We start from the raw sequence: 11944 nt of genomic DNA on the forward strand, positions 1-11944 counted from the left end.
TAAAACTTTCATCTGAGCGTCACTGAGTCGTCATGTCGCGTTCCTACACTGCCAGGTATTCAAACGAAACCTGTATGCCGTGTTATGAACCTATCCGTCAGGCAAAGCATTATTGTGGATTTGCTCGCCGCCCAGGGGGCGGTGTCCGTTGATGGCCTGGCCGCGCATTTCGGGGTGACGCCCCAGACGATACGGCGCGACCTGAACCACCTGTATGAGGCCGATCTGGTGCGTCGTCGTCATGGCGGCGCCGAGCTGAACGTGGTCGAGCGCAATGCGCCTTTTCAAACGCGCCGCATTACCCACTTGCAAGCCAAGGCCCGTATTGGTCGAGCCGTTGCCAAGCTGATCCCTGCCGGTGCCAGCCTGCTGCTGGGTTTTGGCACCACTCCCGAACAAGTTGCCTTGGCGTTGGCAGATCACCGAGATCTTACGGTGGTGACCAACAACATCAGTGCCGCCTTGGCCCTGTCGCACAATATGAGCCATCGCGTGGTGCTGACGGGGGGCGAGCTGCGACAACCCAATCCTGAAATTCTGGGCCCCGGTGCCGAACGGCTGTTCAACAGCTTCAAGGCAGATTTCGGGGTGTCCGGGGTTGGGGGCTTTGATTCGGATGGTGCCTTGCTGGACTTTGATATGGCCGAGTCCGACTGCCACAAGGCGCTGCGGGGCAATTGCCGGGTGCGGATTCTGGTGCTGGACCATACCAAGTTCGGTCGGCGCGCCCCGGTGCGCAGCGGCTCCTTGGACGATGTGGATATTCTGGTCAGCGATCAGCCCATTCCCGAACCTTACCGCGATCAGATTCCTGCGCGTGTTCAGCTTGTGATTGCGGATGAGGTGCAGGTATGAGCCGCAGCGCGATCGAGTTGCAGGGCATAGTCAAATCCTGGGGCGAGCAGGCTGTGCTCAAGCAGATGGATCTGACCATTCAGGAAGGAAAATTCACGGCCTTGCTGGGCCCATCGGGCTGTGGCAAATCGACCTTGCTGCGCATTATTGCCGGGCTGGAAGCGCCCGATCAGGGCCGTTTGCTGATTAATGGGCACGATGCCACCCATATGGAACCCGCCAAGCGCGGCTTGAGCATGGTGTTCCAGTCCTACGCCCTGTTTCCCCATTTAAATGTGGCCGACAACATCTTGTTCGGCTTGCAGGTGCGCCGTGCGGACCGCCGGCAGCAACAAGAGCGTCTGCGCGAGGCCTTGGCCCTGACCAATCTGGAAGGGCTGCAAGAGCGCAGACCCGGCCAGCTCTCGGGAGGGCAGCGACAGCGGGTGGCCCTGGCGCGCAGCATTGTCTCAGGGCATCGCATTTGCTTGATGGACGAGCCCTTGTCGAATCTGGACGCCAAGCTGCGTCACACCGTGCGCCACGAAATTCGCTCCCTGCAACAGCGTCTGGGATTGACGGTGGTCTATGTCACTCACGACCAGACCGAGGCGATGGGGATGGCGGATCACGTGGTGTTGCTCAATGCCGGGCGTATTGAACAGCAGGGCCGTGCCCAGGACCTGTATGGCCAGCCTATGAGTGTCTTTACCGCCAGTTTCATCGGCAGCCCGCCCATGATGATGATTCACAGTGACCAAGTGCCCCTGGGACTGTGGCCTTCACGTCGGCAGTACGACCAGCCGCATCGTGTACTGGTGGGCGTGCGCCCCGAAAACCTGAACCTGCACGAGGCGGGCGAGCAGTTTGTGGCGGCCACCGTGGTGCATCAGGAATTTCAGGGGGCAGATGCTTATGTGTACGTGCGACTTGATGATGGGCATACCTTGATCGTGCGTGCCCCGCACAGCCACCGTTTCGAGGCGGGTACACGTTGTGGTCTGAGCTGGCATCCCGCTGACGCTTTTTACTTTAATCAGGACAGCGGCGCTCGCCTGCCGACACCGTCTGCCGATGCGCTGACCGCTGCTTCTTTTGCTGTTGTTCCCTAAACGTACTGCGAGTCTACTCATGTTGAAGAATTGTCTGCTTGCCACTTCCAGCGCTTTATTGATGGGCCTGGGCACCAGTGCCCACAGCGCGGTGGAATTGACCATGTATTACCCGATTGCCGTGGGTGGTCCGCTGACCGAGGTGGTCGATGGAATGATCAAGGACTATCAGGCCCAGAACCCGGAAGTGACCGTGAAGGCCGTCTATTCCGGCAACTACGATGAAACGCGGGTGCGTGCCTTGTCGGCCCTGCGTGCGGGCGAGCCGGTGCAGCTTTCTGTGCTGGGCGCACTGGATACGCATGATCTGGTGGAGCAGGGCCTGGTCGAGGCTTTTAGCGATGTGGCTCAGGATGCCCCCAGCCAGGACTGGCTCAAGAGCTTTTACCCTGCGTTGATGGCTAACGGCACCTTGGAGGGCAAGGTCTGGGGCATTCCCTTTCAGCGTTCGACCATCGTCATGTTCTACAACAAGGATATGTTCCGTGAGGCGGGTCTGAACCCCGATCAAGCTCCCAAGACGTGGGACGAGCTGGTGCAAACTGCCCAGAAACTGACTAATGACAAGCATCACGGCTTGATGATTCCATCGACGGGCTATCCCTACTGGATGTTCCAGGCCATGGCCTTGCAAAACGGCCGTCAGTTGATGAATGAAGAAGGCACGCAGGTCTACTTCAATGATCCCAAGTCGGTGCAAGCGCTGCAGTTCTTCCACGATCTGGCCTACAAGCACAAGGTCAGCCCCGCGGGCACGATTGAATGGGGTACCTTGCGCCAGGCCTTCGTGCAGGGCAAGACCGCCATGATGTGGCACACCACGGGCAACCTGACGGCCGTCAAGAACGAAGCGAAGTTCGACTTTGGCGTGGCCATGCTGCCCGCCAAGGAAAAAGCGGCTTCTCCTACCGGCGGTGGCAACTTCTACCTGTTCAAGGGCGCTAATGACGAGCAGAAAAAAGCCGCATTGGATTTCGTGCGCTGGATGACGGCCCCCGAGCGTGCTGCCAAGTGGTCCATGGCCACGGGCTATGTGGGTGTCAGCCCTGCAGCCTACGAAACACAGGCGCTGCTTGACTACGCCAAGACCTTTCCACAGGCCGTGGTAGCGCGTGATCAACTGGCCGTGGCCTCGCCCGAGTTTGCCACGTACGAAACAGCGCGTGTGCGTGAACTGTTGTCCAACGCCGTGCAGGCCGTGCTGACCAATGCCAAGACGCCTCAAGCCGCCCTGGATGAGGCCCAGGCCGCCGCGGATCGCTTGCTGCGTCCTTTCAACTAAGCAGGTGCAGGAATGGCTGAACCATTGCGTGTGCTGCGTAAAGAGTGGGTATTTGCCTACCTCTTGCTGACGCCGCTGTTTGTGCTGCTAAGCGTGTTTGCCTTTATCCCGGCGCTGCACACGTTTTGGTCCAGCCTGTTAAGTAAAGGCACGGCTCGTCGTCCGGCCCAGTTTGTGGGCATGGACAACTACGATGCCATGCTGGCTGACCCGACTTTCTGGCTGGTTCTGAAGAATAATCTTTGGTACGCCGCCATTGTGATTCCGGTGTCCATGGCACTGGCCTTGCTGATGGCCTTGTGGGCCAACCGGGCCATGAGCATGCGTGCCTGGGTGCGCTGCGCTTACTTCACGCCCACCATGTTGCCCATGATCGCCGCCGCGAACCTCTGGCTGTTTTTTTACACGCCGGATCTGGGTTTGCTGGATCAGATTGCCAAGTTGTTTGGCGCCGGGGCCACCAATTGGTTAGGCCAGCCTCAAACTGCCCTGGGCGCGGTCATGGTGGTGACCATCTGGAAAGAGGCCGGATTTTTCATGATTTTTTATCTGGCCGCCTTGCAAACCATCCCGCCCGAACTGCGTGATGCTGCCCGTCTGGAAGGCGCAAGCCGCTGGCAATATGGGCACCGTGTATTGCTGCCCTTGCTGGCTCCCACCACTTTATTCATTCTGATCAATGCATTGATCAACTCGGTCAAACTGGTTGACCACCTCTTTATCCTGACCAAGGGCGGCCCCAATAACGCTTCCAAGCTGATGTTGTACTGGATCTGGGAAACGGCTTTTGCTTACATGGATACGCCCGCGGCTGCCGTACTGACGGTGGTGCTCTTGTTGGGTCTGGGCGCCGTCGCTATTTTTCAATTCCGCTACGCCGAACGACGCGTGCACTACCAGTGATGAACATGGACACTGTTTTGACTGCCCCCAGCCGCCCGCTGCGTTTGCCCTCACTGGATACGGTAGGAGCGCACGTTTTGGCCCTGCTGTGGATCGCGCCTTTGCTCTACGCGTGCTGGGCTGCTTTTCGTGACCCGTCAGCGGCCTTGCGTTTTGACTGGAGCGCAGGTTGGACCTTTGATAACTTTGCCGCGGCCTGGGATCGTGCGCCCTGGCTGCGCTACATCTTCAATACGACCGCGTTGGTGCTGACGATTCTGATCGGTCAGTTTGTTCTGTGTACGCTGGCTGCCTACGCCTTTGCCCGCTTTCGTTTCTTTGGCAGCCAGTTTCTGTTCATGCTGCTGCTGTTGCAATTGTTCATTTTGCCCGAAGTGCTGATTGTGGAAAATTACCGCATGGTGGCCTGGCTGGGCTGGACCGATACGGTATGGGGCATGGGTGTGCCTTATATGGCCAGTGCGTTTGGGGTATTCCTGCTGCGTCAGGCCTTCAAGCAGGTGCCGCGTGAGCTGGAAGAGGCGGCGCGTCTGGAGGGCTGTAGCCGTTTGGGGGTGTTGTGGCGTGTGTATGTACCCTTGGTCAAGCCTGTTTACCTGGCTTATGCCCTGGTGTCGGTGTCAACGCACTGGAACAATTTTTTATGGCCATTGGTGATCAGCAGCTCGGATCACACACGGCCTTTGACTGTGGGCTTGTCCCTGTTTGGCGCGCCTGAAAGTGGTGTCAGCATTTCCCTGATCAGCGCCGCCACCATCATGACGATCCTGCCGCTATTGCTGGGCTTTCTGCTGTTTCAAAAGCAGTTCATGCAGGCTTTTTTGCGCGCCGGCATTCGTTAAGGAATTCTGATGAAGATTATCCAGTTTTCGGATTTGCACATTACCCCGCCCGATGGCCTGTTGTTTGGTTCGGACCCTCTGGATCGCTTGCGTCACTGTGTGCAGCACATTAATCGCCATCATGCCGATGCGGATCTGTGCGTGCTGACGGGCGATCTGACCCATGCCGGTCACCCACGCGCGTACGAGCGCCTGCGTGAAGGCTTGCTAGACTTGATTCCGCCCGTGCGCTTGTTGATGGGCAATCACGATAGCCGCAGTGCGTTTCAGCGGGTATTTCCAGACGCCAGGACCGATTTGCCCGGGTTTGTGCAATATGCCGAAACCAGGGGCGATTGGCGTCTGATTTATCTGGATACCTTGGAGGACAGCTACACCAACGGTTATCTGTGCGCGCGGCGTTTGCAGTGGTTGCAGCAGGAACTGGCCTCGCATAACGGGCCGGTGATGCTGTTCTCGCACCATCCTTTGCCCGCCTTGCAGTATCCCTCCATGGACTGGCTGCGTTTGAGCAATGCCCTGGAGCTACTGCCTGCGTTGAAGGCGCACCCAGCACCCGTACATTTGTTTTCCGGTCATGTGCATCGCTGTGCCAGCGGCGTGTGGAACGGTCTGCACTTTGTAACGGTCAGTGGCACCAACCATCAGCATGAACTGGATCTGGAGCGCGAGGGAGCGGCAACGTCCACTTTTGAACCGGCCAGCTACGCGGTGATCCTGCCCAATGCAGACGGTCTGACCGTGCATTTTCAGCCCTTTGCTTACGAAGAGCTGCGCTTTCCGTACACGGGAGACCTGAACGCGTTGAAGTGTCTGTAAATGCGGGGCGGTCGATTTTGAGGTTGGCATGCAACGCGGTCTTCGAACGTGTACTGAAAAACCGCCATGTTCGGCGAAACGCTTTGTTGTTTGCCACAAGATCGCTATACTTGCGAACTATCAGGGGGAGTAGCTTACTTTCCGGCGCATCGTCATCACGGCAATTTGTGTTTTTCACCGATTCCCGGTGCCCGGGCAGCCTTAGGGTTGCAAGCGAGACCTTGCCATTCATGGGCAAGGTGCATCCTCAAAAAAGATGGCCTGTGTCCTTAATGGATCAGGCCATTTTTGTTTTGTACAACAGCGGTCATTTTCTCGTTGTACAGTCATGCAAGATGGTCGTCGGGTTTCAATTAAACAATATGAAAAGGCGGTCTTATAAATGATTGAATTTTTGCAGACAATGAGTTGGGCGGCGGTATTTCAGATCATCCTGATCGATATATTGCTGGGGGGCGATAATGCTGTGGTGATTGCCCTGGCATGTCGCAACTTGCCTGCACAGCAGCGCGTAAAAGGTATTTTGTGGGGAACGGCAGGGGCGATTGGTCTGCGCGTTGTCCTGATCGCGTTTGCTCTGACCTTGCTGTCCGTTCCATTCCTGAAAGTGGTGGGTGCCTTGTTGCTGGTCTGGATTGGCGTCAAGCTGCTGATCCCCGAGGAAGATGGTCACGGCAATGTGGAAGGGGGGGCAACCTTGTGGAAGGCCATCAAGACCATTATTATCGCGGACTTTGTGATGAGTCTGGATAACGTGATCGCGATTGCGGGTGCCGCTCAGACGGCGGACCCGGATCATCAGATTGGTCTGGTGGTCTTTGGTCTGGTGGTGAGCGTGCCCATCATTATCTGGGGCAGCACACTGGTTCTGAAGCTGATCGACCGTTTCCCCATTGTGGTAACGCTGGGCGCCGCGTTGCTGGGCTGGATTGCCGGCGGCATGCTGGTGACGGACGTTAAATACATCGAGTACTTCGGCGAGCCTAGCACCACCATCAAGCTGGCTGCGGAAGTGGCTGGTGCCTTGCTGATTGTCGCGTTGGGTCACGGTATTGCGGCCTACAAGCGCAAGCAGGCTGCCTGAGTCTGAAATTGAAACAGCCCGTATAAAGCCATGCCGGAGACTTCGCTTCCGGCATGGTTCTGGGTTAAGCTCAAACGATTTTCTAAAAAAGGAGTACACCATGGCACAAGCCTCCGCACGCCACATTCTGGTCAGCACCGAAGAGAAAGCGAATGAACTGAAAGCCGCTATCGAAGGTGGTTCTGACTTCGCTCAGGTGGCCAAGGACAATTCCAGCTGCCCATCGGCCCGCATGGGCGGTGAGCTGGGAACTTTTGGTCGTGGCCAAATGGTGCCCGAGTTCGATCAGGTTGTGTTCAGCGCCCCCGTGGGCGTTGTGCAAGGCCCCGTCAAGACCCAGTTCGGCTACCATCTGGTAGAAGTGACTGCACGTCAGGACTGATACGATCAGGCCAGAAAAACCCGCTTCGGCGGGTTTTTTTGCGCCTGCTGCGCCTGTGTATGCTGGGCAGGGCTTGAACTGTTTTGGCAAGCGCAATCCCGTCTTTTCGCGACGGCGATGTCAGTAGGCTCTTGTTCAATAGGCCTGGCTCTGGAGTGGCTTCATGCTGGTATTTGCCAGACATATACATAAAAAGTCTGGACATTTATCCACAAGCTGCGCAGTATGCCAGCCATGCCGGCTCGTGGGGCCTTGCCCACGCCTTGCTCGCTTGTTTCGAGCAATTCAGCCCATTCTTATAAAGAAATCCCATGAAACGCACCGATATGGAAAAACTCAGCGCCGTCAAATTGCTGGGAAATGTAAAAAAGGCGGGCACGCCACAACGCTTTGCAGCTGATTCCGCCGTGGCCGATCGGCGCGAACAACGTCGTCTGGATCAGGCTGCTGGCCTGGTGTCCTTTCCCGTTAAGCTGACGCAGCCTGTTATTGATGCCGTGCGCGCTCGCGCTACCGAGCAAGGTGTCTCGACCAATGAGGTCATTGATCGCCTACTGGCCCAAGCCTTGGACCTGTAATTTATGCAGATCTGGGTAGATGCAGACGCTTGTCCGGTCGTCATCAAAGAAATTTTGTATCGCGCCGGGCAGCGCTGGAGTCGCCATGTGATCCTGGTGGCCAACCAGATGCTGCGCACTCCCCCTTCACCCTGGCTGCGGGCCGTGCAGGTGGCGCGTGGCTTTGATGTGGCGGATGACTATATTGTTCAGCACGCCAGTGTGGGAGATCTGGTGATTACCGCCGATATCCCGTTAGCGGCGCAGGTTCTGGAACGTCGGGCTCTGGTCCTGACCCCCAGAGGTGAGCGTTTGGATGTCAATAGCATAGGCGAGCGTCTGGCCATGCGCGACATGATGGAAGAGCTGCGCAGCACCGGCGTGGACATAGGCGGTCCGGCGCCCTTCAGCCAGGCTGACCGGCGCGAGTTTGCCAATGCGCTGGATCGTCTGATGATGAGTCTGAATAGCGCAGCCCGACGATGAGCAGACTTGCCTTGGCGGCCACCTTTGTGTGAGTCTGTGGTCGGATTGAATTTTTTTAAGTGAAGTACGCAATGACAGACTCAAACCGTCCTTTGATGAATTTATCCGGTCTGAATGAGGCCGTCGCCCAGTTTGCGCGCGAGCGTGAGTGGGACCAGTTTCACAGCCCTAAAAACCTGGCCATGGCCTTGACCAATGAAGTGGGCGAACTGATCGAAATTTTCCAATGGCTGACAGAAGCGCAATCGCACGAGGTGGCTAGGGACCCGAAAACTGCCGAAGCCGTGCGTGACGAACTGGCGGATGTGCAGATCTATTTGAGCCGTCTGGCGTTCGTGTTGGGCGTGGACATGAACGACGCGGTCGCCTGCAAACTGGCGAAAAATGCGCAGAAGTATCCCGCCGACAAGGTGCGCGGGACGAACAAGAAATATACGGAACTGTAAGAACGTCGCGGCAAACGCGCTGCCTTACAGCTCCCTCAGCAGATCCTGCACAAACTGCTCCATCCGCTCGTGTCTTTCGCGGGCGATTTCCTGTCCTCGTTTAGTCTGAAAGCCCTCAGCCAGTTTCAACAGCTTGGCCGCAAAGTGGTCCAGCGCGTAGCGCTTGTCATCCAGGGGGCGGTGTTGTGCCTGCGGGTCGCAGGGATCATACAGGCCCGAGCCCATGCGCCCGGCGGTATAGAAGCAGCGAGCTATCCCTAAGGCACCAATGGCATCCAGCCGGTCGGCGTCCTGCAAAATGCGGGCCTCCAGGCTGACCGGCCTAATGTTGGCTGAAAAGCTGTGGCTTTGGATAACCTTGCCCACGGCCTCGCAGTCCTGCCCGGACCAGCCTATCTTGGCCAGAATGTGTTGTGCCTGTTCCGCTGACAGGGTGGAAGCGCGCGAACGCAGCGGCGAGTTCTTTTCTACCGCAACGCAGTCGTGCAGCACCGTTGCTGCCAGCAAAATCCGCAGATCCCCACCTTCTTTTTCCTGAATCGCACAGACATTCTTCCAGACACGCTGCAGGTGTGGCTGGTCGTGAGAGCCATCGTTATGGCTGGTGCTGCTATGGGGCAGGAGTTGAGTGGCAAGCGCCTCAAAGGGATGAAAAGGACGGGTCATGGTCATGGTCTGCAATCGTCAGGCACACAGCATACCGCGAAGCAGTCCAGGACAAAGAAAAGGAGCTGCACCAGGCAGCTCCTTTCTGGCCTGAGTCCAGCGATTTAAAAGTCGCTCAGGCCCAGATCACTGACAGCATCGGCCCAATAGTTCAGTTCCTGATCCACATATTGTGTGAACTCGGCAGGGCTATTGGTAAGCAGGGTGGCCCCGTTGCCTTGCCAGATCTCCTTGATCTTCTCAGTGTCCAAGGCTCGATGAATGCTGTCCGCGACGGCTTGTACCGTGGCATCAGGCACGTCACCCTGCATGAAGATGCCATACCAGGTCTGGGCGGTGATCTCATCCATACCCAGTTCTTTGAGCGTCGGCACATCAGGCAGGGCAGCCGCGCGCTCCGGGCTGGAGACGGCCAGAGCGCGCAAGCGGCCATTGCGGATCTGTGCGACAGCCGAAGGCATGGTCTCGAACATGAAGTCCACCTGATCGCCACTGATCAGCGCCATGACGGCCGGGCCGCTGCCTTTGTAATGCACGGCAGTCATGGTGGTGCCAGAGCGTTTCTCCAGCTTGCCCGCCATCAAATGCAGCATCGTGGCCACGCCGCTCGTGCCATAGTTCACGCCTGCGCCTTGCTTGGCCGCAGCCAAGAGGTCATCCACGCTCTTGTAGGGCGAGTTGGCATTGACCACCAGCACGTTGGGCATGGCAGCAATCAAGGTGACCGCTTTCAAGTCTTTGCGGGTGTCGTAGGGGAAGTTCTTCAACACGGCAGGCGCAATCATGTGATGCACGGCACCAAACAAGAGCTGATTGTCTGCGGGGCTGGAGTTGGCGACCATGCTGGCACCCAGCACACCACCGACACCACCTTTATTTTCTACGACAACGGTTTGACCGATTTCATTACCCAGTGCTTCGGCCAGAGGGCGAGCCAGGGTGTCGCCCGAACCACCTGCGGCAGAAGGGACGATCAAGCGCACCGGGCGCTCGGCCCAGGCGGGGGGAGCTGCCCAGCTTTGGGGTGCGGCAGCGACGATAAAACTGAGGGCAAGTACAACACGGGACCAGGGTTTCATGTTTTTTTACCTCCTCGGTAGTCGGTGGTTTCAGCCTTTGCCGGAGCCCAGGCTGCCAGGGTTGCTGCGCAGCTTGTCGATCTGATCTTGCCGGGGACTCAGACCCAGCCCGGGGGCGTCTGGCATGTGTAGCCAGCCTTGTTCGGGCTGGGGCAGGCCGGTGTAGATCTCGGCCATCATGGCGCTGGCGGCCAGATGCCATTCCACATCACCGCCATTGAGCAAGCCGCAGTGCAAGTGACCGTTGTGGGAGGGGAATGCCCCGCCATTGGCTACCGAAGCATTAAAGCTTTCAGCCAGGGCAAAGATCTTGCGGGACTGGGTAAAACCGCCGGATATCAGTACGTTAGGCTGCACAATGTCCACCGCCTGCTGCATCAGCAGATCGCGGAACCGATAGGCCTGGCCTTCGTTCTGGCCGGCCGCCACAGTGATGCCCGTGCTCTGGCGCAGTTCACGCATACGCCCGGTGTCATTTTGTGTGATGGGTTCTTCAAAGAAACCTACATCCAGGTCACGGGCGTGGCGCGCAATGGTCTTGGCGTGCACATAGTCCAGACTACAGTTGCCATCGATATACAAGGGCATCTCGGCAGGAATGGATTCTCGTACCAGGCTCATGCGGCGCATGTCCTGACGAATCAGCTCGGCTAAGGGGCGTGGTTCATCTCGGCGTTGCAGGCCGTGATGGCCCACGACCATCTTCAAGCCTTTGAAGCCTTGGTTGACGCAGTCCTGGGCGACCTTGACCAGTTCCTCCTCGTTCAGGAAGGCAAAGCCAAACGTGGCATAAGCGGGCACTTTCTCACGGGCGCCGCCCAGCAGTTTCCAGACAGGCAAACCCAGGGCCTTGCCCTTGATATCCCACAAGGCAATGTCCAATGCTGAGATCGCATGCATGGCATAGCCGGTCTGGCCGCGAGGGCATACGTTCCAGTACATGCGATCCCACAGACGCTCCGTGTTCAAGGGGTCTTGTCCGACCAAATCACTGGCCAGGATGTCGTTGATGGTGCTGGCCACGGGGTGCTCTTCGGTAATGGCACTCAGGCCATAACCGGTAATGCCTTCATCCGTTTCGATTTCCACATGACAGATGGCCAGATTGCTGGGTTTTTTGATGCCCGCGCTATGGAACTGAAAAGGTACGTTCAAGGGAATTGCGCGTACTGCCGTGATTCTCATTCTCCGTTCTCCTCACATTTTTTAAATGCGTTTGCATGTAATTGTTTTAGGTTTATAGCGTTTTGGAGAGTAGGTGGGCAATGGTGTAAACCCTTGATTTTATTGATATATAAAAGCCATTTCTGATATATCAAAAGGGCGGGTTCAGGGGCGAAGAGCGGCGCATGCGGCGGGAAAAAGATGCAGGAGAGTGGTGATGTACGCCGCTAGGCGCTCTTGGCCCTTGTGCATGCAAAAGGCTCTGCCAGGCAAGGCCTGGCAGGGCCG

Annotated in this window: 14 protein-coding genes; 11 read left to right on the forward strand and 3 right to left on the reverse strand. The window is 57.4% G+C overall.

What is annotated here, in order from left to right:
* Nucleotides 1-84: 84 nt before the first annotated feature.
* The 11 genes from VF694_RS04720 to VF694_RS04770 all read left to right on the forward strand — a co-directional run bounded on the left by VF694_RS04720 (nucleotide 85) and on the right by VF694_RS04770 (nucleotide 8747).
* Nucleotides 85-855, forward strand: a complete 771-nt coding sequence (locus tag VF694_RS04720; protein ID WP_003804007.1) for a DeoR/GlpR family DNA-binding transcription regulator — start codon at nucleotides 85-87, stop codon at nucleotides 853-855.
* Nucleotides 852-1946 (forward strand): ABC transporter ATP-binding protein, encoded by a 1095-nt coding sequence (locus tag VF694_RS04725; protein ID WP_003804005.1) that lies wholly within the window; start codon nucleotides 852-854, stop codon nucleotides 1944-1946. Before VF694_RS04720 ends, VF694_RS04725 begins: the two co-directional genes overlap by 4 nt.
* A gap of 19 nt (nucleotides 1947-1965) precedes the next feature.
* Nucleotides 1966-3228, forward strand: coding sequence for an ABC transporter substrate-binding protein (locus VF694_RS04730; protein ID WP_003804003.1), 1263 nt, complete (start codon nucleotides 1966-1968; stop codon nucleotides 3226-3228).
* 12 nt (nucleotides 3229-3240) lie between these two features.
* Nucleotides 3241-4131 (forward strand): carbohydrate ABC transporter permease, encoded by an 891-nt coding sequence (locus VF694_RS04735; RefSeq protein ID WP_440163842.1) that lies wholly within the window; start codon nucleotides 3241-3243, stop codon nucleotides 4129-4131.
* Entirely contained in the window at nucleotides 4131-4973 is an 843-nt protein-coding gene (locus VF694_RS04740) for a carbohydrate ABC transporter permease (RefSeq protein WP_059318538.1), read from the forward strand. The genes VF694_RS04735 and VF694_RS04740 overlap by 1 nt, the downstream gene beginning before the upstream one ends.
* A 9-nt stretch (nucleotides 4974-4982) precedes the next feature.
* Nucleotides 4983-5792, forward strand: coding sequence for a phosphodiesterase (locus tag VF694_RS04745; RefSeq protein ID WP_131071253.1), 810 nt, complete (start codon nucleotides 4983-4985; stop codon nucleotides 5790-5792).
* A gap of 382 nt (nucleotides 5793-6174) precedes the next feature.
* On the forward strand, nucleotides 6175-6876 hold the full coding sequence (locus VF694_RS04750; protein ID WP_059318540.1) for a TerC family protein: 702 nt from the start codon (nucleotides 6175-6177) through the stop codon (nucleotides 6874-6876).
* A 100-nt stretch (nucleotides 6877-6976) separates the two neighbouring features.
* Nucleotides 6977-7258 (forward strand): peptidylprolyl isomerase, encoded by a 282-nt coding sequence (locus tag VF694_RS04755; RefSeq protein ID WP_003803993.1) that lies wholly within the window; start codon nucleotides 6977-6979, stop codon nucleotides 7256-7258.
* Nucleotides 7259-7569: 311 nt separating this feature from the next.
* Nucleotides 7570-7836, forward strand: coding sequence for a hypothetical protein (locus VF694_RS04760; RefSeq protein WP_003803991.1), 267 nt, complete (start codon nucleotides 7570-7572; stop codon nucleotides 7834-7836).
* Between the two features lie 3 nt (nucleotides 7837-7839).
* On the forward strand, nucleotides 7840-8301 hold the full coding sequence (locus VF694_RS04765; RefSeq protein ID WP_003803990.1) for a YaiI/YqxD family protein: 462 nt from the start codon (nucleotides 7840-7842) through the stop codon (nucleotides 8299-8301).
* A gap of 71 nt (nucleotides 8302-8372) precedes the next feature.
* Nucleotides 8373-8747, forward strand: coding sequence for a nucleotide pyrophosphohydrolase (locus VF694_RS04770; protein ID WP_003803988.1), 375 nt, complete (start codon nucleotides 8373-8375; stop codon nucleotides 8745-8747).
* Between the two features lie 24 nt (nucleotides 8748-8771).
* On the opposite strand, the gene VF694_RS04775 is transcribed toward VF694_RS04770, so the two are convergent.
* The 3 genes from VF694_RS04775 to VF694_RS04785 form a co-directional block, all read right to left on the reverse strand.
* Complete coding sequence (locus VF694_RS04775) at nucleotides 8772-9413, reverse strand: HD domain-containing protein (protein WP_440163843.1); 642 nt, start codon at nucleotides 9411-9413, stop codon at nucleotides 8772-8774.
* Nucleotides 9414-9517: 104 nt separating this feature from the next.
* Nucleotides 9518-10492, reverse strand: coding sequence for a Bug family tripartite tricarboxylate transporter substrate binding protein (locus VF694_RS04780; protein ID WP_003803983.1), 975 nt, complete (start codon nucleotides 10490-10492; stop codon nucleotides 9518-9520).
* Nucleotides 10493-10522: 30 nt separating this feature from the next.
* Nucleotides 10523-11677, reverse strand: coding sequence for a mandelate racemase/muconate lactonizing enzyme family protein (locus VF694_RS04785; RefSeq protein WP_131071254.1), 1155 nt, complete (start codon nucleotides 11675-11677; stop codon nucleotides 10523-10525).
* Nucleotides 11678-11944: the final 267 nt, after the last annotated feature.

It is taken from the genome of Alcaligenes sp. Lyrl_28 (assembly GCF_051948705.1).
In the GTDB taxonomy this organism is placed as follows: Bacteria; Pseudomonadota; Gammaproteobacteria; order Burkholderiales; family Burkholderiaceae_B; genus Alcaligenes; species Alcaligenes ammonioxydans.

Coding starts and splice junctions, on each gene's coding strand:
- VF694_RS04720 (WP_003804007.1), top strand. CDS start 85: ATGAACCTATCCGTCAGGCAAAGCATTATTGTGGATTTGCTCGCCGCC.
- VF694_RS04725 (WP_003804005.1), top strand. CDS start 852: ATGAGCCGCAGCGCGATCGAGTTGCAGGGCATAGTCAAATCCTGGGGC.
- VF694_RS04730 (WP_003804003.1), top strand. CDS start 1,966: ATGTTGAAGAATTGTCTGCTTGCCACTTCCAGCGCTTTATTGATGGGC.
- VF694_RS04735 (WP_440163842.1), top strand. CDS start 3,241: ATGGCTGAACCATTGCGTGTGCTGCGTAAAGAGTGGGTATTTGCCTAC.
- VF694_RS04740 (WP_059318538.1), top strand. CDS start 4,131: ATGAACATGGACACTGTTTTGACTGCCCCCAGCCGCCCGCTGCGTTTG.
- VF694_RS04745 (WP_131071253.1), top strand. CDS start 4,983: ATGAAGATTATCCAGTTTTCGGATTTGCACATTACCCCGCCCGATGGC.
- VF694_RS04750 (WP_059318540.1), top strand. CDS start 6,175: ATGATTGAATTTTTGCAGACAATGAGTTGGGCGGCGGTATTTCAGATC.
- VF694_RS04755 (WP_003803993.1), top strand. CDS start 6,977: ATGGCACAAGCCTCCGCACGCCACATTCTGGTCAGCACCGAAGAGAAA.
- VF694_RS04760 (WP_003803991.1), top strand. CDS start 7,570: ATGAAACGCACCGATATGGAAAAACTCAGCGCCGTCAAATTGCTGGGA.
- VF694_RS04765 (WP_003803990.1), top strand. CDS start 7,840: ATGCAGATCTGGGTAGATGCAGACGCTTGTCCGGTCGTCATCAAAGAA.
- VF694_RS04770 (WP_003803988.1), top strand. CDS start 8,373: ATGACAGACTCAAACCGTCCTTTGATGAATTTATCCGGTCTGAATGAG.
- VF694_RS04775 (WP_440163843.1), bottom strand. CDS start 9,413: ATGACCCGTCCTTTTCATCCCTTTGAGGCGCTTGCCACTCAACTCCTG.
- VF694_RS04780 (WP_003803983.1), bottom strand. CDS start 10,492: ATGAAACCCTGGTCCCGTGTTGTACTTGCCCTCAGTTTTATCGTCGCT.
- VF694_RS04785 (WP_131071254.1), bottom strand. CDS start 11,677: ATGAGAATCACGGCAGTACGCGCAATTCCCTTGAACGTACCTTTTCAG.